Origin of the sequence: Streptomyces sp. 184, from assembly GCF_045781775.1 — a bacterium.
In the GTDB taxonomy this organism is placed as follows: domain Bacteria; phylum Actinomycetota; class Actinomycetes; order Streptomycetales; family Streptomycetaceae; genus Streptomyces.
Genome location: NZ_CP123230.1, coordinates 3,620,186 through 3,643,493, shown reverse-complemented (window position 1 = coordinate 3,643,493; position 23,308 = coordinate 3,620,186). Strand labels below are relative to the sequence as shown.

Annotated in this window: 5 protein-coding genes; all 5 read right to left on the bottom strand. The window is 75.4% G+C overall.

Annotated features, from left to right (window positions below; all coding sequences use genetic code 11):
• Positions 1-92: 92 nt before the first annotated feature.
• The 5 genes from QBL21_RS15190 to QBL21_RS15170 all read right to left on the bottom strand — a co-directional run bounded on the left by QBL21_RS15190 (position 93) and on the right by QBL21_RS15170 (position 23,274).
• A complete protein-coding gene (locus tag QBL21_RS15190; protein WP_407562715.1) occupies positions 93-332 on the bottom strand; it encodes a ferredoxin in 240 nt (79 codons plus the stop codon).
• Between the two features lie 26 nt (positions 333-358).
• A complete protein-coding gene (locus QBL21_RS15185; protein WP_407562714.1) occupies positions 359-1,573 on the bottom strand; it encodes a cytochrome P450 in 1,215 nt (404 codons plus the stop codon).
• An 8-nt stretch (positions 1,574-1,581) separates the two neighbouring features.
• Entirely contained in the window at positions 1,582-2,754 is a 1,173-nt protein-coding gene (locus QBL21_RS15180) for a cytochrome P450 (protein ID WP_407562713.1), read from the bottom strand.
• A gap of 137 nt (positions 2,755-2,891) precedes the next feature.
• On the bottom strand, positions 2,892-9,434 hold the full coding sequence (locus QBL21_RS15175) for an amino acid adenylation domain-containing protein (protein ID WP_407562712.1): 6,543 nt from the start codon (positions 9,432-9,434) through the stop codon (positions 2,892-2,894).
• A 13-nt stretch (positions 9,435-9,447) separates the two neighbouring features.
• Complete coding sequence (locus tag QBL21_RS15170; protein WP_407562711.1) at positions 9,448-23,274, bottom strand: amino acid adenylation domain-containing protein; 13,827 nt, start codon at positions 23,272-23,274, stop codon at positions 9,448-9,450.
• Between the last annotated feature and the right edge of the window lie 34 nt (positions 23,275-23,308).

Below are 23,308 nucleotides of genomic sequence, written 5' to 3'. Positions count from 1 at the left end.
GCCGGCGGCGGCTTTCATGAGAGTTCCATGAATAGGCTTCCGTCGGTCGTGCTCAGCGCGCCGCGGGGGTGCGCTTTATCCTCAGGAGAACTTCAGGGAAGCCTGCCGGAACCGGTGGTCCGCTCTTCCCGGTCGGCGCTGTCGTGCAGCGAGATGGCCCGCCCGGGGCACCGTCCGGCGGCGCCGCGTACGGACCTGCCGAGCGCGGCGGCGGGGTGCGCGGTGGTGAGCAGCACCTTGCCGTCGTCCTCGGACTGGTCGAAGACGGCGGGCACGTGCATCATGCACAGCCCCGACCCCACGCACCTGTCGCGGTCGACCCGTACCTCCATCGTCGTCTCCCCTCCCCGGCCGCCGGTCACCAGGCGACCGGCAGCCGCTCCAGGCCGTAGGCGGTCGTGTGCAGCCGGAACGGCACCTCCGCGGCCGGCGCGGCGAGGCGCAGGTGCGGGAAGCGGCGCAGCAGCGCCGGGTAGCCGATGCCGAGTTCCATGCGGGCGAGCGCGGCGCCCAGGCAGTGGTGGATGCCGTGTCCGAAGGCGATGTGGGCGGACGGCTCGCGGGCGGGGTCGAAGCGGTCGGGAATCCCGGTCAGTGCCGGGTCGCGGTTGGCCGCGGGCAGCGAGACGACGACGTGTTCGCCCGCCTTGACGAGTTGTCCGCCGACGGTGACGTCCTCCAGGGCGGTCCGGGGCGTGGGCGCGTGCGGCACGGTCAGGTAGCGCAGCAGTTCCTCGACCGTGCGGTCCACCGCGTCGGGGTCCTCGCGGATCTCGGCGAGCCGGTCGGGGTGTTCCAGCAGCACGAGGGTGCCCAGGCTCAGCATGCCGGAGATGTTGTCGAGGCCGGCGAGCAGCAGCAGCACGCAGACGCCGCGGAGTTCCTTGTCGGTGACGTCGGTTCCGTGGTCGCGTACGAGCATGCCGAGGAAGCCGTCGTCGGGCTCCCGGCGCTGCTCCGCGACCAGGTCGGCGAGGTAGCGCGAGAAGGCGGCCCCGGCGGCGGCCCGCGCCTGCCGGCCGCGGCCCTGGTCGAGGTGCTGCCGGGCGCGGCGCAGGAACGCGCCGCGGTCGTCCCTGGGGACGCCGATCAGCTCGCAGAGCACCGCGCCGGAGACGGGGGTGGCGAACTGCTCCACCAGGTCGGCGGGCGGGCCTGCGCGCTCCACGGCGTCGAGCCGTTCGGCGGTGATCTCCTCGATCCGCGGGCGGAGCCGGCGGATCCGGCGGACGGTGAACTCCGGCGTGAGCATCTTCCGGAGCCGGGTGTGCTCGGGCGGGTCGTAGTCCATGAGCTGCCCGATCATGTCGTCCGGGCGGTAGTCGTCGGCGTACGTCCCGTCCGTGCGGGCCGCGCTGCCGAAGCGGCGGCGGGTGGAGAAGCGGACGTGGTCGCCGAGGACCTGGCGTACCTCGTCGTATCCGGTCACCAGCCAGACGAACTCCTCGCTGTCGCCGGGGCCGACGTCGACCCTGGTGACGGGCCGCTCGGCGGCCAGGCGGCGCAGCTCGGCGGCGGGGTCGAAGCGCGTTCTGCGGGTGTACACGGGCGCGGGCCGGGACGGGCGTGGCATGGGACCCCCTACCAGGCGACGGGGAGCGCTTCGACGCCGTAGTTGGGCGCGAGCGTCCGGTAGCGAAGCTCTTCCGGCGGTACGGCCAGGCGCAGCCCGGGGAAGCGGCGCAGCAGCCGCGGGATGGCGATCCTGAGCTGGACGCGGGTCAGCGGGGCGCCCAGGCAGTAGTGGATGCCGTGGCCGAAGGCCATGTGGGAGGTGACCTCGCGGGTGATGTCGAACCCGTCGTGGCCGGCCCGCTGCTCGCCGTCCCGGGCGGCCCGGTTGACCGCGAGCAGGGAGCAGACGACGACGTCGCCCTTCTTGATCACCGCGTCGCCGACGGGGACGTCCGCGAGGGCGGTGCGCGGCGAGGAGGTGGCGATCACGGACACGTACCGCAGGAGTTCCTCCACCGCGCGGTCGGTCAGCTCCGGCTTCTCCAGCAGCAGTGCGAGCTGGTCGGGGTGGCTGAGCAGCAGCATGGTGCCGAGGCCGAGGGTGCCGGCGACGTTCTCGTAGCCGGCGGCCATCAGCGAGGTGGCGATGCCGGTCAGTTCGCTGTCGGCGACGTCGTCGCCGTGCTCGCGGACCAGCATGCTGAGCAGGTCGTCGCCGGGGTCGCGGCGCTTGCGCGCGACGAGTTGGCTCATGTAGCCGACGTACGCCTTTCCCGCGGTCATCTGCTGCTTGCGGCTGCGGTTGCCGGCCCGGCTGATGTCGAGGTTGCGGGCCAGTTCCGCCTGGTCGTCGCGGGGCACGCCGAGCAGCGCGCAACTGACGAGGCCGGGGATGGGCCAGGCGAAGTGGCGCATGAAGTCGGCGGGCCGGCCGGCGCGTTCGAGGGCGTCGAGGCGTTCGGCGACGATCTCCTCGATGAAGGGCTCCAGCCTGCGCATCCGCCGGTTGGTGAACTCGGGCGTGAGCATCTGGCGCAGCCGGGTGTGGTCCGGCGGGTCGTACTGGAGGAGGTTGCCCTCCTGGATCTGGCGCCGCCGGTCCTCCTCGGTGTCGGCGGGCGGCATGGTGCTGAAGCGGTCCGCGTCGCCGAGGATCTGGCGCACCTCGGCCTGCCCGGTGGCGACCCAGTCGCGGGGGGTTTCGAGCAGCGGCGTCTCCTGGCTCATCCGGCGCAGCTCGGGCAGGGGTTCGAGGCCGTCCCTGCGGTTGTGTACGGGAATCTCCGGTGCCTTGGCCACTCGCGCGCTCCTTTTGCTCGACTCGTGCGTCCTTTCGGTGCGCGCCGGAGAGAAAGGCGCGCGGTGCCGGGCCGCATTGCGGGATGCGGAATCCGGGTTGCGCCGAATTCCGGCTCCCGCAATGCGCCGGCTCATTTCTACGCAGCCTCCTCGGGATTGCCCAGCCGCTTGGCGAGAATGCGGCCGATATGCGCCGCGGGGGCGGATTTCAGCATTCCGAAGTGGTTGGCCTCGATCTCGTGCGGCTCGACGTTCCCGGCGACGTACGGCTTCCAGCTCTCGACGGCGTCGGCGACGGGGAGGCCCGCCGGGCGGTCCTCGGTGGCGACGAACAGCAGCAGGTCGCCCGTCGTACGGCGCGGGGTGTGCTCGGGGGCGAACCCGGCCGAGTTGCGCATGACCTGCTCCATCCGCGAGCGCAGCCGGCCGCTGACCCCGGGGACCGCGGCCTCGTCGCCCCCGGGGCCGACGAGCCGGCCCTGCGGGGCGGAGGCGGCGGCGGCGCGGCCGGCGGCGTCCTCGTTGGAGAAGAGCGAGGTGCCGGCGCCGCCGTCGGGGTAGGCGTCGAGCAGCGCGAGCAGTTCCACGCGCTCGCCCTGCTCCTCCAGCCGGGCCGCGACCGCCTGCGCGAGCATGCCGCCGAAGGACCAGCCGAGCAGGTGGTACGGGCCCTCGGGCTGGACGGTCCTCATCTCGTCCACGTAGTCGGCGGCCATCTCGGCGACGCTCTTGGGCATCGGCTCGGGTCCGGCGAGGCCGCGCGCCTGGATGCCGTACACCGGCCGGTCCTGCGGGAGGTGCGGCAGGAGGACCGCGTAGCTCCAGGCGAGGCCGGTGGCGGAGTGCACGCAGAACAGCGGCGGCAGGCCGCCCTCCTTGCGCAGCGGGAGCAGCACGTCGAGGTCGCCGCCGCCCTCGGGGCGCCGGGTCAGCGCGAGTGCCTCGTCGTGCTCCTCGGCCCGCCGGTCGCGTACGGTCAGCAGCCCCGCGGTGCTCCACCCGGCCCGCTCTCCGGTGCGCAGCATCCGCTCTCCCGCCGGGCCGAACGGGCAGGCCACGAAGTGCTCGCCGGTGAGCCTGGTGCTGCCGTGGTAGCCGCGGGCGAGGGTGGCGCCGGCGACGTACAGGTCGCCGACGGCGCCGGGCGGGACCGGGCGGAGCCGGTCGTCGAGGACGTAGGCGCGGGTGTTGCGCCCCAGGCTGCCGGTGGGCACCCCCGCGGGGAGGGGCGCCCCGGGGGCGGTGGCGTGGTGCAGCCAGGGGCCGGCGGTGCCGGGCGGGCCGTAGCCGGTGACCAGGGCGGCGTCCGGGTGACGGGCGCGCCACTCGCGGGCGTCCACGTCGGAGGCTGCGGCGCCGTCCTCGACGACGGTGACCTCCGCGAACGACGGGTCGCCGGCGGGCAGTTCGGCCAGGGTCCACAGCAGGTCGCGGGTGGTGATCACGCGGCGTGCCGCGTGCGGGTCGGGCTTGCCGAGCAGGACGCTCTCGCCGGCGCAGAGCGCGCCGAGCAGCGGCGTCACCACGGCCTCGACGGGGGCGCGTTCGTCCAGCGTCACCTCCCGGGTCACGTCCCGCGCCGCCTCGCCGGGCCCGGGGTCCCCGGGCCCGTACGCGAGGTGGCCGACCAGCGAGCGGTGCTCGACGACGACGCCCGCGGGCACGCCGTGCGGCGTCGTGGAGTCCAGCAGCAGCGCGGCGTGGCCGGGCCGCGGCCCGCGCTCGCCCGCCTCGTCGGCGGGGCCCGGTCCCGCGTACGTGCCGCGGGCGGCGGCCAGGACGGGGTTGCCGAGCGGGATGACGGTCAGCGCGTGGTCGGCGGGCAGCAGCCCGGCGGTGGTGGCGGTGCAGATCAGCGCAGCGGGCCGGTTGCCGCGCAGCGGCGCGAGCGCCTGCATCGGCCGGTCCGGGCCGGTGAACAGGCAGGCGGCGCCGGCCTTGAGCACGCCGAGCAGCGCGACGGCGAGCCGGGTGCCCAGCGGCAGCGCCACCGCGACGACGTCCTCCGAACCGACGCCGCGGGCGGCCAGCCGGCGGGCGAGCATCCCGGAGGCGGTGTCCAGCGCCCCGTAGGTCAGCGCGCCGTCCTGGTCGGTGACGGCGACGGCGTCCGGGGTGCGCGCGGCCCGCTCGGCGAGCAGGCCGACGACGGTGGTGTCCGGCAGCGGTGCCGCGGTGTCGTTCCACTCCCGTACCAGCCGGTGGTGCTCGGCCGGGTCGAGCAGCACGTCGACGTCGCCGAGGCGCACGTCCGGGTCCTCCGCGACCTGCTCCAGCACGCGCACCAGGCGGCGGGCGAGCGCGGCGGCGGTGGCGGCGTCGAACAGCTCGGCGGCGTAGCGCAGGTGGCCGTCGAGGCCGTCCGCGGAGCCGTCGGCCCGGTACCACTCGCTGAGGCTGACCGACAGGTCCAGCTCGGACGCGGCGGGGCCGAGGTCGAGGCGGCTGGTGCTCAGCCCCGGCAGCTCGGAGGTGTCCTCCTCGTCGGTGGTGCCGTCGTGCACGTCGAGCATGACCTGGACGACGGGGTGCCGGGCCGCGGACGGCGGCAGCTCCAGCACGTCGACCAGGCGCTCGAACGGCAGGTCCTGGTGGCGGCGCGCTTCGAGGTTCGCCTCCCGTACGCGGCCGAGCAGTTCGCGGAACGTGGGGTCGCCCGAGGTGTCGGTGCGCAGCGCGACCGGGCCCGCGAAGGGGCCCACCACGCCCTCCAGCGTGCCCTCCTCGTCCCGCCGCGGCAGCAGCGCGCCGACGGTGACGTCGCCGCCGGCGCCGAGCCGGCCGAGCAGCAGCGCCAGCGCGGCCTGCACGACGGTGAACGCGCCCTCGCCGGCCTCGTCCAGCTCCGTCAGCCGGTCGTGCACGTCGCCGTCGACGCGCAGCGGCACCTGCCCGGTGCGGTGCGTCGCAAGCTGCGGGCGCGGCCGGTCGGCGGGCAGCCGCAGCTCCGGCGCGAGCCCGGCGAGGGTGTCCTTCCAGTACGTCATCTGGTCGCTGATCAGGCTCTCCGGGTCGTCCTCTCCGGCGAGCAGCTCTCGCTCCCAGAGCGCGTAGTCGGCGAACTGGAGGGGCAGCGGCGCGCGTTCGGGCGTACGCCCCTCGCGGCGCGCCCCGTACGCCGCCGACAGGTCGCGCAGCAGCACGTCAAGCGACTCGTCGTCGGCGGCGATGCGGTGCACGACGAGGAGCAGCACGTGCTCCGTCTCCGACAGCGCGAACAGCGCCTGTGTCCACGGCGGCTCGCGGGTCAGGTCGAAGGCGTGCGCGGCGCGGGCCGCCAGCAGCTCCGGCAGCTCCGCCTCGGTCGCCGCCGTCACGTCGAGCCGGGGCCGGGCGTCGGCGCCGCCGAGGATGCGCTGCCGCAGGTCGGCGCCGCCCTCGGCGGCGAAGGTGGTGCGCAGCGTGTCGTGGCGGGCCGCGACGTCCCCCAGCGCCGCGCGCAGCGCGTCGCGGTCCAGTTCGCCGGTCAGCCGCAGCGCGACGGAGGTGCGGTACGCGGCCGAGTCCTCGGCGAGCCGGGACATCAGCCACGTGCGCAACTGGCCCGCGGACGCCGGCACCTCCTCCGGGTGCTCGACGGCGCGCAGCGCGGGCCGGGTCTTGGACGCCAGCATCCGGGTGACGCCCACGGGGGTGGGGGCGCCGAAGAACTGCCGCATGTTCAGCTCGGCGCCGAAGTCCTCGCGGATCCGCCCGGCGAGCCGCATGGCGAGCCCGGAGTCGCCGCCGAGGTCGAAGAAGTTGTCGTCGGCGCCGACCCGTTCGACGCCGAGGACGTCGGCGAACAGGGTGCACAGCGCCTCCTCGGTCTCGCCCTCGGGCGCGCGGCCGGTGGCGCGCTCGGCGAAGTCCGGGGCGGGCAGCGCCCTGCGGTCGAGCTTGCCGTTGGGAGTCAGCGGCAGGCTCTCCAGCGCGAGCACGGCGGAGGGCACCATGTGCGCGGGCAGGCGGGTGGCGGCGTGTTCGCGTACCGCGTCGATGTCCGGCTCCCGGCCGCCGGGGACGATGTAGGCGACGAGGCGGCGGTCGCCGGGGCGGTCCTCGCGTACGACGACGGCGGCGCGGGAGACGTCGGGGTGGGCGGCGAGGACGGCTTCGATCTCGCCGGGCTCGATGCGGAAGCCGCGGATCTTGACCTGCTCGTCGGCGCGGCCCAGGAAGGCCAGTTGCCCGTCGGCCGTCCACGCGGCGAGGTCGCCGGAGCGGTACATGCGCGCGCCGGGGGCGAAGGGGCAGGCGACGAAGCGTTCGGCGGTGAGCCCGCCGCGGCCGATGTAGCCGCGGGCCAGGCCCGGGCCGGCGAGGTACACCTCGCCGGTGACACCCGGGGGTACGGGCCGCAGGAAGTCGTCCAGCACGTAGACGCGGGTGTTGCCGATGGGGCGGCCGATGGGGGGCGGCGGGTCGGCGGAGGCGATGTCCGCGTCGAGGGGGGTGGCGGTGGTGATGACGGTGGCCTCGGTCGGGCCGTACGTGTTCCACACCTTGGCCTGCCGCGACCACTTTGATGCGAGATCAGCGGTCAGCAGCTCCGCGCCGAGCACCCAGTTCCGTACGCCCGTGACCGCGGCCGGGTCGAGGACGCTCAGCAGCGACGGCACCACGCTGGCCACGGACACGCCGGAGCTACGGATCATCTCGGCCAGCGCCGCCGGTTCGACGCGCTCCTCGTCCGACGCGATCGCCAGCGTGCCGCCCGCGGCGAGAGTGACGGCGACATCGAGCACCGCGGCGTCGAAGCTGAACGACGCGAACTGCAACACCGTCACGTCCTGCGCCACGCCCAGGACCGGACGCATCGCCTCCGCCAGATTCGCCGGGCCCTCGTGCGGGACCGCAACGCCCTTCGGACGGCCCGTCGACCCGGATGTGTAGATCACGTACGCCAACTGCCCCGGGTCGGCCACCGTGGCCGGCGGCTCCGCCGACTCCGCAGCGATCTCCCCCGCTACCTCCTCCAGCCGCACCGCACCCTCAGGCGCCAGGTCTCCCGCGCTCAGCACCACCTGCGCACCGGAGTCGGCGACCATGAACGCCAACCGCTCCGCCGGATACGCCGGATCCAACGGCACGTACGCACCACCGGCCTTCCACACCGCCACGATCGCCGCGACCATCTCCACACCACGCGGCAGGCACAGCCCCACCCGAGACTCACGGCCCACACCCAGCCGCAGCAGATACCGCGCCAGCCGATTCGCCCGGGCATCCAACTCCCCGTACGACAGCGCTTCAGCCCCGCACCGCACGGCCACCGCCTCCGGCGACCGCCGCGCCCACTCCTCGATCCGGGCCGGCACCGAACCCGAAGGCACCGCCAGCTCCGTGGCATTCCACCCCGACACCACCGACGCCCGCTCGCCGCCGTCCAGCACGTCCACGTCACCCACCCGCACCGACGGGTCCGCCACCACCTGCTCCAGCACCCGCACCACACGCCGGAAGACCGCCGTGGCCGCGTCGCGGTCGAACAGGTCGGGGCGGTAGTCGAGTTTGCAGCGCATCCGGTCCCCGGCCGGGGTCACGACGAGCGTCAGCGGGTAGTGCGCCGCGTCCCGGGACATGCCCGACGGGCGGATGGTCAGCGCCTCGGGCGTGGCGGCGCCCGCGGGCGGCGGGGGGAAGCTCTCGTAGAGCACCAGGGTGTCGAAGACCGCGCCGGGGCCGGCGAGGCGCTGCACCTCCGGCAGCCCGAGGTGCTGGTGCGTCATCAGCTCCGACTGGCGCCGCTGGAGGTCGGCCAGCAGCTCCAGCACCGGCTGCCCGCCGTCGAGCCGTACGCGCACCGGCAGGGTGTTGAGCAGCAGGCCCACCATCGACTCGACGCCCGCCAGCTCCGCGGGCCGTCCGGCGGCGGTGGCGCCGAAGACGACGTCCGTACGGCGCGCCAGCCGGGCCAGGACGAGCGACCAGGCGCCCTGCACCACGGTGTTGAGGGTCAGTCCCTCCGCCCGGGCCAGGTCCCGCAGGCCCTTGGTGACCTGCTCGGGGACGTCGGCGATGACGTGCTCGGGGAAGACGGCGGCCCGGGTCGGGTCGGCGGGCACGACGAGCGTCGGCTCGTCGGCACCGGCCAGCTCGGCCTGCCAGGCGTCGCGCGCCGCGTCCTTGTCCTGCCGGCCCAGCCACGCCAGGTACTGCCCGTACGACGGCACCCGCTTCAGCCGCGAGGCGTCGCCCCCGGCGGCGTACACGGCGGACAGCTCGGTGAGCAGGACGGGCATCGACCAGCCGTCCATGAGGATGTGGTGGAACGTCATCACCAGCCGGTGCCGGTTCTCCCCGAGGCGTACGAGGAGGAAGCGCATCAGCGGCGCCGCCGCCAGATCGATCCGCTCGGCGAGGCGGCGCGCCGTGAGCCGGTCCAGCTCGGCGCGGGCGTCGTCCTCGGTCAGCGACGACAGGTCCTCCTCCCGCCACGGCAGCTCCACGTCGCGCGCGATGACCTGCACCATCTTCGCTCCGCTGACCTGCCGGAAGCAGGCGCGCAGCGCGGCGTGCCGGGTGAGCAGCGCCTGCCACGACGCGCGCAGCCGGGCGGGGTCCAGCGGCCCGTCGATGTCCAGGGCGGACTGCACGGTGTAGACGTCGGGACCGCTGCCGGCGAGCGCCGCGTGGAAGAGCATGCCTTCCTGTAGCGGCGACAGCGGCCACACGTCCTCGACCAGGGATCGGCTCATCGCACTCTCCTCATCAACGGCTTCGCGCCGGTCGGCCCGGCTGGGACTGCTCGTCGGCGAACGCCGCTTCGAGCTCTTCGATCTGGTTCTGGGCGAGGTCGAGCAGGGGGAAGTCGGAGGGCGTGTGCCCGCCGGCCGCCGGGTCCTCGGTGTGGGCGGCGAGCCCGGCCAGCAGCTCCAGCCAAGCGCCGCCCAGTCGTTCGGCGTCCGCGTCGTCCAGCAGACCGCCGGCCCACGACAGGCTCACGGTCAGCGCCGGGCCCGCGGGCCCGTCCTGGACGACGGCGCCCGCCTCCAGCGCGTGCGCCACGGGCATGCCCGCGGCGGCGGAGCCGCCGACCGCGGTCTCGCCGGCCGGCTGCCAGGCCCGTACGGGACCCGTACGGCCGCCGCCCCCGGGGAAGCGGCCGAGGTAGTTGAAGCCGATCTGCGGCTGCGGCAGCGCCGCCGCGGCCTCGGCCGTCTCGGGGTTGAGGTGGCGCAGCAGCTCGTGGCCGAGGCCGTCCCCGGGGATCTCCTGCGCCTGCTCCTTGACGGACTTCAGCAGCTCACCGGCGGCGGTACCGCCGGCCCGTACGCCGTCGAGGTCGATGCCCGCCGTCCGCAGCCGCAGCGGGTGGACGCCGGTGAACCAGCCCACCGTCCGCGTCGGATCGAGGCCGCCGACGGGCTCGCGGCCGTGGCCCTCGATGTCCACGAGCACGCCGTCGTACGCGCCCTGCCGCCAGTGCGCGACGGCCCCGGCGAGCGTGGCGAGCAGCACCTCGTGGACGCCGCAGTGGAACACCCCGGGCGTACGGCCGACGAGCGTGGCGGCCTGGTCCGCGGGCACGGTCCAGGAGCGGTTGCGCAGCGTGGGGGCGGTGTCGACGGCGGGGTCGAGCGGGCGGCGGCCGAGCGGCGGCTCGGGCTCGCCGAGCAGCGCCGTCCAGTGCTCCAGCTCGGCCCGCCGCCGCTCGCTCGCGGCCTCGGCCACGAGCGTACGGGCCCAGCGGCGGAACGACACCGCGACCGGGTCGAGTGCCGGCTCCTCCCCCGCGGCGGCGGCCTCGCACGCCGCCCGCAGGTCGGGCAGCAGGATCCGCCAGGACACCCCGTCGACCACCAGGTGGTGGACGGCGAGCACCACGCGGCCGACCCGATCGGGCCCGGCGTCGAGCCAGACCGCCCGCACCATCACGCCCGCCGCGGGGTCCAGCCGCGCGACCGCTTCGCGGGCCGCGCCGCTCGCGGCCTCCTCCAGGTCGTCGTCGGCCACGCCCGCGGCGTCGATACGGGTCACCAGCCCGGCCGCGTCGAGCGCACCGCGCTCGGGCACGACGAGCCGGGGGTCCGCGGCATCCGACAGGTCCGTGCGGGCCCGCAGCATGTCGTGCGTGTCGAGCAGCGCGCCGAGCCCCGCGGCCAGCACGTCCGCCGTGAGGTCCGCCGGGGCGCCGACGACGGTCCACTGCGCGAACCGGCCGCCCGCGACGCCCTGTCCGAGCCGACGCATGACGGGCGTCCACGGCATCTCGCCGACGCCCACGTCCGCCACCGCGGCGGCGGCGTCCGCCGCCCCGGCGACCAGCGCCAGCCGCTCCGGGGTCTTCTCCTCGAACACCTGCCGCGGCGTCAGCACCAGCCCGGCGCGGCGGGCGCGGGACGCGAGCTGCATCGAGGTGATGGAGTCGCCGCCCAGCTCGAAGAAGCTGTCGTCGGGCCCGACCCGCTCCAGGCCCAGCACCTCGGCGAACAGCGCGCACAGCGCCGTCTCCGCCGCCGTCCGCGGTTCGCGGGCGGAGACCAGCCCGGCGAAGTCGGGGGCGGGCAGCGCCCCGCGGTCCACCTTGCCGTGCGGGGTGAGCGGCATCCGCTCCAGCGGCACGACGGCCGCCGGCACCATGTACTCGGGCAGCCTTTCGCGTACGTGGTCGCGCAGCGCGGACGGCAGTTCGCCGTCGTCGTACGTCCCGGAGACTGCTGCGGACGGGACGACGTACGCGACGAGCCGGGTCTCGCCGGGCCGGTCCTGCCGGGCGACGACCACGGCCTGCGCCACGTCCGGGTGCGCGCCGAGCGCGGCCTCGATCTCGCCGGGCTCGATGCGGTGGCCGCGGATCTTGACCTGCTCGTCGGCGCGGCCGGCGAAGACCAGCTCGCCGTCCGCCGTCCAGCGCGCCAGGTCGCCGGTGCGGTACATCCGCTCGCCGGTCGCGAACGGGCAGGCCGTGAACCGCTCCGCGGTCTGCCCCGGCCGGCCGCGGTAGCCGCGGGCCAGGCCGGGCCCGGCGACGTACAGCTCGCCGGTGACACCGGGCGCGGCGGGCTGGAGGAAGGCGTCGAGGACGTACGCGCGCACGTTCGCCATCGGGCCGCCGATGGGCACCGGGTCCGTGCCGGGCGTCAGCGGGGCGCTCATCGTGGCGCAGACGGTGACCTCGGTGGGGCCGTACGCATTGATCATCCGCCGCCCCGGCGACCAGCGGTCGACCAGCGCGGGCGGGCACGCCTCGCCGGCGACGACGAGGGTTTCGAGGGTGTCGGGCAGTTCCTCGGCGACGGCCGGCACGCTCGGCGGCACCGTCACGTGGGTGGCGCCGGCGGCACGCAGCGCGTCGCCCAGGGAGACGTGGGGCGGCAGTTCGCCGGCGGTGGCGACGACGAGGGCCGCGCCCGACAGCAGGGCCATGCACAGCTCGGAGACCGCCGCGTCGAAGCTCACCGACGCGAACTGGAGGACCCGCGACCGGGGCCCGACCGCGAAGCGGTCGATCTGCGCGCGGGCCAGGTTGCCCAGACCGCGGTGAGTGGCGACGACGCCCTTGGGGGTGCCGGTGGAGCCGGAGGTGTAGATGACGTACGCCGCATGGTCCGCCGTCAGCGGCCCGCGCCGCTCCTCCGCCCGCAGCACCCCGCCGGGAAGCGCGGCGACCTCGGCGGCCACCGCCGGATCGTCCAGCACCACGGTCCGGAAGCCGCCCGCCGGGAGCACGTCGCGCGTCGCCGAGGTGCACAGGACGACCGCGGGATCGGCGTCGCGTGCCACGAACGCCAGCCGCTCGGCGGGGTAGTCGGGGTCCACGGGTACGAACACACCGCCTGCGAGCGACACCGCGAGCAGCGCCTCGACCAGCGCCGCCGACCGCTCCACCAGCACCGCCACCCGGGTCTCCGGCCCCACACCCGCCGCCACCAGATACCGGGCCAGCCGGCCCGCACGGTCCGCCAACTCCCCGTACGAGAAGGACTCCTCCCCCGCCACCAGGGCCACCGCCTCCGGCGACCGCCCCGCCTGCGCGCCGAACAGCTCGGGCAGGGGGGCGGCGGGGAGCGGTGCCTCGGTGCGGTTCCACTCCCGGGTCACCAGCGCGCGGCCCGCCTCGGTCACGGCCGCCACGCGGCCGACGGGTGCGGCGGGGTCGGCGACCAGTTGGGCAAGCACATGCTCGAAGGACGCGAGGATGTCCTGCGCGCGGTCGCGGTCGAAGGCGTCGGGGCGGTAGATGAAGTCGCCCTGGATGCGCTCGCCGGGGACGGCGATCAGCGTCAGCGGGTAGTGGCCGGTGTCCTCGGTGACCCCCGCGGGGCGGATCGTCAGCGCGTCGGGGTCGGGCGAGCCGGCGGGCGGCGCCGGGTAGTTCTCGAACACCACGAGCGTGTCGAACGTACCGCCCGCGCCGGCCGCCTTCTGCACCTCCTGAAGCCCGATGTGCTGGTGCGCCATCAGCGCCACCTGCCGCCGTTGCAGCTCCGTCAGCATGTCGGCCACCGACCGCGCGCCGTCGAGCCGGACGCGCACCGGCAGGGTGTTGATGAACAGCCCGATGATCGACTCCACGCCCGGCAGCTCCGGCGGCCGGCCCGCGGCGGTGGCGCCGAACACAATGTCGTCGCGGCCCGCGAGCCGCGCCAGCACCAGCGCCCAGGCGCCCTGCACCACGGTGTTCACGGTCACCCCGTGGGCCCGCGCCAGCTCCGCGACCCCCGCGGACAGCTCCGCGCCGAACTCGTAGCGCACCCGCTCCGGCAGCACCGGCGCCCGCACCGACTCCGCCGGCACCACGAGCGTCGGCTCGTCGGCACCGGCCAGCTCCGTGCGCCACGCCTCGCGCGCCGCGTCCTCGTCCTGGCGGGCGAGCCAGCCGAGGTAGTCGGCGTACGAGGCCACGGCCGGGAGCCCGCTCCGGTCGCCGTCCGCGGCGTACGCGGCGGAGACCTCACCGATCAGCAGGGGCAGCGACCAGCCGTCCATGACGATGTGGTGGTTGCTGACGACGAGATGGTGCCGGTCCTCGCCGAGACGTACCAGCAGGAACCGCAGCGGCGGAGCGGCGGTGAGGTCGAACCGCTCGGCTCCCTCCTCGTCCGTCAGCCGGCGCAGTTCCCGTGCCGCGTCGGCCTCGGTGAGCCCGGAGAGGTCCGCCTCGCGCCAGGGCAGGGGTACGTCCCGGGCGATGACCTGCACCGCCTCGCCCGACGCCAGCCGGTGGAAGCCGGCGCGGAGGATGGGGTGCCGGTCGAGGACCGTCGCCCAGGCGGCACGCAGCCGGTCCGTGTCCAGCGGGCCGTCGAGCGCGAGGCCGCGGCGGCCCTCGTAGACGTCGGGGCCGTCGTCGTCGAAGTCCGCGTGGAACAGCAGTCCTTGCTGGAGCGGCGACAGCGGCCACACGTCCGCCAGCGTGGGTACGGCCGCCTCCAGCTCCTCGACGGCGTCCTGGGTGAGGGCGAGGAGCGGGAAGTCGGAGGGGGTGTGCCCGCCGGCCGCCGGGGTCCCGGCGTGTGCGGCGAGGCCGGCGATCATCCGCAGCCAGGCGGCGCCCAGGGCCTCGGCGTCCGCGTCGTCGAGCAGGCCGCCGGCCCAGGTGAGCGTCAGCGTCAGCTCCGCGCCGTCCGGCCCGTCCTGGACGACGGCTCCCGCCTCCAGCGCGTGCGCCACGGGCATGTCGGGGGCGACGGAGCCGCCGAGGGCGGTGTCGCCGGCGGGCTGCCAGGCGCGTACGGACGCGGTCCGCGCGGCGGCGGGGAAGCGGCCGAGGTAGTTGAAGCCGAACTGCGGGCGCGGCAGGGCGGCCATGGCCCCGGCGGTCTCCGGGTTGAGGTGCCGCAGCAGTTCGTGCCCGAGGCCGTCGCCGGGGATCGCCCGGGCCTGCTCCTTCACGGACTTCAGCAGCCTGCCGGCGGCGGCGCCCCCTGCCAGGGCCTCGTCGAGGCGTACGCCGCCGACGTCGAGGCGCACCGGGTGGGAGCTGGTGAACCAGCCCACCGTCCGTGACAGGTCCGCGTCCCCGACCGGCTCGCGGCCGTGGCCCTCGATGTCCACGAGCACGCCGTGGTCCGCCGTGTCCGGCCGCCAGTGCGCGACGGCCCCGGCGAGGGCGGCGAGCAGCACCTCGTGCACGCCGGTGTGGAACGCCGCCGGTGCCCGCCCGGCGACCACGGCGGCCTCGGCGGCCGGCACGGTCCACGACCGGCGGCGCTGGGTCCCGGCGGTGTCGGCGGCGGGGTCGAGCGGGCGGTGGCCGAGGGGCTGTTCGGGGTCGCCGAGGAGGTCGGTCCACGCCTGGAGTTCGGCGGCGCGGTCCGGGGTCGCGGCCTGGGTGACGAGTTCGTGTGCCCAGTGGCGGAAGGAGGTGGGTACGGGGTCGAGGGCCGGCGGCAGGCCGTCGGCGAGTGCGGCGCAGGCAGCTTGCAGGTCGGGCAGCAGGATGCGCCAGGACATGCCGTCGACCACGAGGTGGTGCGCGACGAGGACGAGCCTGCCCACCCGGGACGGCCCGGCGTCCAGCCAGACGACGTGCACCATCGCCCCGTTGCCGGGATCCAGTTGCGCGACGGCGGCACGGGCTTCGCTGCCGGCGAGCGCGTCGAGGTCGTGGGTGTCGGCGGCGTCGACGCGGGTGACGAGGCGGGCCGCGTCGGCGGAGCCGCGTTCGGGGACGACGAGGCGGGGGGCCGCCGGATCCGACACGTCGGCGGAGGCCCGGAGCATGGCGTGCGTGTCGAGCACGGCACCGAGACCGCCGGTCAGTACGGCCTGGGTGAGGGTTCCGGGTGCGCCGACGACCATCCACTGAGCGAACGCGGCGTCAGCCGACCGTACGCCCTGCGCCCGCATCGCCGGCGTCCACGGGACCTCGCCCGTGTCCTCCGCACCGGCCGCCGGGATCGCGGCCCGGGTGGCACCCGCGACGGCTGCCAGCCGCTCGGGGGTCCGCTGCTCGAAGACCTGCCGGGGAGTGAGCACCAGCCCTTCGCGGCGGGCGCGGGAGGCGAGTTGCATGGAGGTGATCGAGTCACCGCCGAGAGCGAAGAAGTCGTCGTCCGCGCCCACGCGCCCGATGCCCAGGACATCGGCGAAGAGCGCACACAACGTCTCCTCCGCGGCGCCCACGGGCGCCCGGCCGGCGGCACGTTCGGCGAGGTCGGGGGCGGGCAGGGCAGCGCGGTCGGTCTTGCCGTTGGGAGTGAGGGGCAGCGCGTCGAGGGTCACGACGGCCGCGGGAACCATGTGCTCGGGCAGGCGGGTGGCGGCGAACTCCCGCAGGTCGTCGGCCGCTACGCCGCCTTCCGAGGCGACGACGTAGGCGACGAGCCGCTTGTCGCCGGGGCGGTCCTCGCGTACGACGACGGCGGCCTGCGCCACGTACGGGTGGGCGGCGAGGACGGCTTCGATCTCGCCGGGCTCGATGCGGAAGCCGCGGATCTTGACCTGCTCGTCGGCGCGCCCGGCGAAGTGCAGCAGCCCGTCGTCGGACCAGCGGGCGAGGTCGCCGGAGCGGTACATGCGCGCGCCGGGCTCGAAGAGGCAGGCGACGAAGCGTTCGGCGGTCAGCCCGCCGCGGCCGATGTAACCGCGGGCCAGTCCCGGGCCCGCGATGTACAACTCGCCGGTGACACCCGGGGGTACGGGCCGCAGGAAGTCGTCCAGCACGTAGGTGTGGGCGTTGCCGATCGGGCGGCCGATGGCAGGAGACGGGTCGGCGGGGGCGATGTCCGCGTCCAGCGGGACGGCGGTGGTGATGACGGTGGCCTCGGTCGGCCCGTACGTGTTCCACACCTTGGCCTGCCGGGTCCAGCGGGAGGCCAGGTCAGCGGTCAGCAGCTCCGCGCCCAGCACCCAGTTCCGTACGCCCGTGACCGCGGCCGGGTCGAGGACGCTCAGCAGCGACGGCACCACGCTGGCCACCGACACTCCCGAGCTACGGATCATCTCCGCCAAGGCCGCGGGCTCTTTCCGCTCCTCGTCGGAGGCGATCGCCAACGTGCCGCCCGCCGCCAGCGTGACCGCCACGTCCAGCACCGCGGCGTCGAAGCTGAACGACGCGAACTGCAACGCCGTCACACCCTCGGCGGCACCGAGAACCGGCCGCATCGCCTCCGCCAGATTCGCCGGGCCCTCGTGCGGGACCGCAACGCCCTTCGGACGGCCCGTCGACCCGGACGTGTAGATCACGTAGGCGAGCTGTCCCGGTTCGACCACCGTGTCCGGCGGCTCCGCCGACTCCGCTCCGATCTCCCCCGCTACCTCGTCCAGCCGCACCGCACCCTCAGGCGCCAGGTCTCCCGCGCTCAGCACCACCTGCGCACCGGAGTCGGCGACCATGAACGCCAACCGGTCCGCCGGATACGCCGGGTCAAGCGGCACGTAGGCGCCACCGGCCTTCCACACCGCCAGGATCGCCGCGACCATCTCCACACCACGCGGCAGGCACAGCCCCACCCGAGACTCACGCCCCACACCCAGCCGCAGCAGATACCGCGCCAGCCGATTCGCCCGGGCATCCAACTCCCCGTACGAAACAGACTCAGCCCCGCACCGCACAGCCACCGCACCCGGCGACCGCCGCACCCACTCCCCCACCCGATCCAGCACCGAACCCGCCGGCACCGCCAACTCCGTGGCATTCCACCCCGACACCACCCGCGACCGCTCCTCGGCCGCCAGCACGTCCACGTCACCCACCCGCACCGACGGGTCCGCCACCACCTGCTCCAGCACCCGCACCAACCGACGGGCCAGTTCCTCCGCCTCGCGCCCGCCGAACAGGTCGGGCCGGTGGGTCACGCGCACGTGCAGCCGGTCGGCCGGGACGACGCCGATGGCCAGCGGGTAGTGAGTGCCGGCCATGCTGCGTACCTGGGTGATGCCGATGTCGTCGTCCGCGGGTTCGGAGCCGGCCAGCCCCAGGTCGTTCCGCGGGTAGTTCTCGAACATCAGCATCGTGTCGAAGGACGCGCCCGCCCCGGCGAGTTCCTGGATCTCCTGGAGGCCGAGGTGCTGGTGGCCCATCAGCGCCGACTGCCGACCCTGCAAGTCGGCGAGCATCTCCACCACCCGCTGCCCGCCGTCCAGCACCACCCGCACCGGCAACGTGTTGATGAACAACCCGACCATGGACTCCACACCCGGCAACTCCGCCGGACGACCCGCCACCGTCGCACCGAACACCACATCACCACGACGCGCCAACCGCGCCAACACCAACGCCCACGCCCCCTGCACCACCGTGTTGACCGTCAACCCACGCCCACGCGCCAGCGCCACCAACCCCGCCGTCGCCTCGTCCGTGAGCCCGACGAGGCGCTCCTCGGGCACGACGGGTTCGCGCCCCGGGTCGGCGGGCACGACGAGGGTCGGCTCGTCCGCACCGGCCAGTTCCGTACGCCACGCCTCCCGCGCGGCGTCCTTGTCCTGCCGGCCCAGCCAGGCCAGGTAGTCGCCGTACGAGGCCGCCGGGCCGCGGGCGGAGTCGTCGCCTCCGGCCGCGTACACCTCGGACACCTCGTTGAAGACGACCGGCATCGACCAGCCGTCGGCGAGGATGTGGTGGCTGGTGATGATCATCCGGTGGGCGCGGTCGCCGAGGCGGATCAGCAGGAACCGCAGCAGCGGGGCCCGCCCCAGGTCCATGGGCCGTCCCAGTTCCTCCGCCGCGAGCCGTTCCGTCTCTGCTTCTGCTCCCGCCTGGGTCGGCTCGCCCGACAGGTCCGCCTCCCGCCAGGGAAGCGGTACGTTGCGGGCGACGGCCTGCACCGCCTCTCCCGACGCCAGCCGGTGGAAGCTCGCGCGGAGGGCGGGGTGGCGGGCGAGGACGGTCTCCCAGGCGGTGCGCAGCCGCTGCTTGTCCAACGACCCGTCGAGCGCAAGGACGCGCTGGCTCTTGTAGACGTCGGGGCTGTCGTCGTCGTAGGTGGCGTGGAAGAGCATGCCCTCTTGCAGGGGCGACAGCGGCCAGATGTCGGCCGGCGCGGGCACGGCCGCTTCCAGTTCCTCGACGGCGTCCTGGCTCAGAGCGAGGAGCGGGAAGTCGGAGGGGGTGTGCCCGCCGGCCGCCGGGTCCTCGGTGTGGGCGGCGAGCCCGGCCAGCAGCTCCAGCCAAGCGCCGCCCAGTCGTTCGGCGTCCGCGTCGTCCAGCAGACCGCCGGCCCACGACAGCGTGAGCGTCAGCTCGGGCCCGGCCGCGGTGTCGCGGACGGCAGCGCTCGCCTCCAGGGCGTGGGCCAGCGGCAGGCCGGGGTCGACGGAGCCGCCGACGGCGGTGCCACCGGCGAGCTGCCAGGCTCCGGGCGGTCCGGCCGGGCCGCCGGCGGCGAAGCGGCCGAGGTAGTTGAAGCCGATCTGCGGCTGCGGCAGCGCCGCCATCGCCTCGGCGGTCTCGGGGTTGAGGTGGCGCAGCAGCTCGTAACCGAGGCCGTCCCCGGGAACGGCGCGCGCCTGTTCCTTCACCGCCTTCAGCAGCGCACCCGCCGCCGGGCCGCCGGCCCGTACGCCGTCGAGATCGATGCCGGACACCGAGGTCCGTACGGGGTGGGCGCTGGTGAACCAGCCCACCGTACGCGCCAGGTCCTCGTCTCCGACCGGCTCGCGGCCGTGCCCCTCGATGTCGACGAGCACACTGTCGTACGCGCCCGGCCGCCGACCGGCGACGGCCCCGGCGAGCGTGGCGAGCAGCACCTCGTGGACGCCGGTGTGGAACACGGCGGGTGTGCGGGCGGTCAGCGTCTCCGCCTGCCCGGCGGGCACGGTCCAGGTGCGCGAGCGCATGGTCGCCGCGGTGTCGCGGGCGGGGTCGAGCGCGCGCGTGCCGAGCGGTGGCTCCGCCTCGCCGAGCAGGTCGGCCCACGCGCCTGCCTCCGCCGTCCGCTCCGGCCGCGCCGCCTGCGCCGTCAGCTCCCGCGACCAGCGCCGGAACGACGTCGCCACCGGCTCCAGCACCGGCTTCCGCCCCTCCTCCACCGCCTCGCACGCCGCCCGCAGATCAGGCAGCAGGATCCGCCACGACACCCCGTCGACCACCAGGTGATGGACCACGAGCACGATCCGCCCGGTCCGGCCATCTCCCGCGTCCAGCCAGACGGCCTGCACCATGACCCCCGCGGCCGGGTCCAGCCGCCCGGCCGCCGCGCGGGCCTCGCGCTCCGCGAGCGCGTCGAGGCCGTCGATGTCGTCCGCGTCCGATGCTTCCGACGCGTCGATACGGGTGACGAGGCCGGCCGGGTCGACCGAGCCCCGCTTGCCGACCGTCAGCCGCGGGTGGGCCGCGTCCGACAGGTCGGTACGGGCGCGCAGCATGTCGTGCGCGTCGAGCACCGCGCGCAGCCCGCCGGTCAGGGCCGGGAGCCCCAGGTCCGCCGGCGCGCCCGCGACCGTCCACTGGGCGAACCCCGGCGCCGCGGCCCGTACGCCCAGCCGCCGCATGACCGGCGTCCACGGCACCTCGCCCACGCCGTCGTCCCGTACCGCCGTACGCCGCCGGGCGGTCCCCGCGACCGGGGCGAGCCGTTCCGGGGTCTTCTCCTCGAAGACCTGCCGCGGGGTCAGCACGTACCCCGCCCGCCGCGCCCGTGACGCGAGCTGCATCGACGTGATGGAGTCGCCGCCCAGCGCGAAGAAGTCGTCGTCCGCGCCGACCCGTTCCAGGCCCAGCACCTCGGCGAAGAGCGCGCACAGCGTCTCCTCCGCCGCGCCCGCCGGCGCCCGGCCGGTCGCTCGCCCGGCGAAGCCGGGGGCGGGCAGCGCCGCCCAGTCGACCTTGCCGTTGACCGTCAGCGGCAGCTCGTCCAGCACCACCACCGCGGCCGGCACCATGTACTCCGGCAGCACGGCGGCGACGTGCCCGCGCAGGTGCTCCGCCTCGACGGCCCGCCCGTCGGGCACGACGTAGCCGATGAGGCGCTTCTCGCCCGGCCGGTCCTCGCGCGCCACCACCACCGCCTGCGCGACGTCCTCGTGGACGGCGAGGACGGACTCCACCTCGCCCAGCTCCACGCGGTAGCCGCGGATCTTCACCTGCTCGTCGGCGCGGCCCGCGAAGTGCAGCAGTCCGTCATCCGTCCAGCGGGCCAGGTCCCCGGTGCGGTACATCCGGCCGCCGTCGCCGAACGGGCAGGCCACGAACCGCTCGGCGGTCAGGTCGGCGCGCCCCAGGTAGCCGCGCGCCAGGCCGGGCCCGGCGACGTACAGCTCGCCGACGACGTCCGGCGGCACCGGCTGGAGGAAGGCGTCCAGTACGTACGCCCGCCGGTTGGCCATCGGCCGCCCGATGGGCAGCACGGCGCCGGCCGGGTCGCCGGGGCGCAGGACATGCCAGGTGGCGCAGAGCGTGATCTCCGTGGGGCCGTACAGGTGCCGTACGGAGATGTCGGGGCACGCCTCGCGCACGCGCGCCACCGCCGCGGCGGACACGACATCGCCGCCGGTGAGGACTTCGCGCAGGCCGGCGAAGCACTCCGGGGACTCCTCCGCGAGGACGCGGAACAGCCCGGCGGTGACGTGCAGTCTGCTCACACCCGCGCCGGACACGGCCCGGCGCACCCGCTCCGCGTCGACCACGCCGGGCTCGGCGATCACGACCCGCCCGCCGGCGGCGAGCGGCACCCACACCTCGTACAGCGAGATGTCGAAGGCGTGCGGCGCGTGCATCAGCACGGCCTCGCCCGGACCGGCGGCCCAGCCGCTCTCGCCGGCGAGCACCGCGACGGCACCGTGCGGCACGGCCACGCCCTTGGGCGTCCCCGTCGAACCGGAGGTGTACATCACGTACGCCACATCCGCGCCGGTCACCGGAGCGGGCGCCGCGGCGGGGCGGTCGGCGACGGCCGCCGCGGCCGGCGGGTCGTCGAGGACGACGAGCACCGGGGCGGCGTCGTCGGGCACCGCCGCGCGGGTCTGCCGGCTGCACACCACGGCCGCGGGGGCGGAGTCGGCCAGCAGGAACGCCACCCGCTCCGCGGGGTAGTCGGGGTCCACCGGCACATACGCCGCGCCGGCCTTCCACGCGCCGAGCAGTGCCACGAGCAGGTCGGCCGACCGCTCCATGACGACGGCGACCCGGTCGCCACGGCGCACGCCCGCGGCCGTCAGATGCGCCGCGAACCGCCCGGAGGCGGCGTCCAGTTCCCCGTACGACAGCGTCCGCGCCCCGTCGGACACGGCCGGCGCGTCCGGCGACCGTACGGCGTGCGCGGCGAACATCTCCGGCACGGAGGCTCCCGGCAGCGGCGTCCCGGTGGCGTTCCACTCCTCCACCACCCGCCCCCGGTCCGCAGCGGCCACCATGTCGATACGGCCCACGGGCGCGGCCGGATCCGCGGCGATCTGCTCCAGCACCCGCACCAGCCGCTCGAAGACCTTCTGCGCCGCGGCGCGGTCGAACAGGTCGGGGCGGTAGTCGAGCTTGAAGCTCATCTGCTCGCCCGGCGCGGCGACGAGGGTGAGCGGGTAGTGCGCCGCCTCCGCGCCGCCGGCCATGCGGATCGCGAACGTGTCGGGGGCGGGCGCCTCTTCGGGCGGCAGGGGGTAGTTCTCGTAGACGACGATCGTGTCGAAGACGCCGCCGGCGCCGGCGAGCCGCTGCACCTCGGGCAGGCCCAGGTGCTGGTGCGCGACGAGCGCGGACTGCCGGTCCTGGAGGGCGGCGAGCATGTCGGCCACCGGCTCCGCGCCGTCGAGCCGGACGCGCACGGGCAGGGTGTTGATGAACAGCCCGACCATCGACTCGACACCCGCCAGCTCCGGCGGCCGTCCCGAGGCGGTGGCGCCGAACACGACGTCCGTACGCCCCGCGAGCCGCGCCACCACCAGCGCCCACGCGCCCTGCACGACGGTGTTGAGGGTCAGACCTCGGGCGCGCGCCAGCGCGACCAGGCCCGTGTACAGCTCCTGCGGGATCTCGGCGATCAGGCTCTCCGGCGCCACCGGCAGCCGGCCCGGGTCGGCGGGCGCCACGAGCGTCGGCTCGTCGGCCCCGGCCAGTTCCGCGCGCCAGGCCGCCCGCGCGGCGTCCTTGTCCTGCCGGCGCAGCCACGCCAGATACTCGCGGTACGAGGTGACGGGCGGCAGCCCGCGCGCGTCGCCGCCCGCCGCGTACACCGCCGACAGCTCGCCGAGCAGCACCGGCATCGACCAGCCGTCCATCAGGACGTGGTGGCTGGTGACGACCAGATGGTGGCGCTCGGCGTCGAGCCGGACGAGGAGCAGCCGCAGCAGCGGCGCGGCGGCCGGGTCGAAACGCGCCGCCCGTGCCCGGGCCGCCAGCCGCTCCGCCTCGGCCAGCGCCTCGGCCTCCGGCCGGTCGGAGACGTCCGCGACCTCCCACGGCAGCGTCACGTCGCGCGCGATGACCTGCACCGCCTCGCCCGACTTCCGCCGCCGGAAGCTCGCGCGCAGCGCGGCGTGCCGCTCCAGCAGCGCCTCCCACGACGCGCGCAGCCTGTCCGGGTCCACGGGCCCGACGAGTTCCAGCAGCCGCTGCCCCTGGTAGACGTCGGGGCCGTCCTCATCGAAGGCGGCGTGGAACAGCAGGCCCTCCTGAAGCGGCGACAGCGGCCACACGTCCTCGACGGCGGATCGGGTCATCGCTCTGTCTCTCCTCACGGCGGATCTCCGGCTG

Excerpts from the sequence above, each read along its gene's own strand:
- QBL21_RS15185 (WP_407562714.1), bottom strand. The coding sequence starts at position 1,573 with ATGCCACGCCCGTCCCGGCCCGCGCCCGTGTACACCCGCAGAACGCGC.
- QBL21_RS15175 (WP_407562712.1), bottom strand. The coding sequence starts at position 9,434 with ATGAGCCGATCCCTGGTCGAGGACGTGTGGCCGCTGTCGCCGCTACAG.
- QBL21_RS15170 (WP_407562711.1), bottom strand. The coding sequence starts at position 23,274 with ATGACCCGATCCGCCGTCGAGGACGTGTGGCCGCTGTCGCCGCTTCAG.
- QBL21_RS15190 (WP_407562715.1), bottom strand. The coding sequence starts at position 332 with ATGGAGGTACGGGTCGACCGCGACAGGTGCGTGGGGTCGGGGCTGTGC.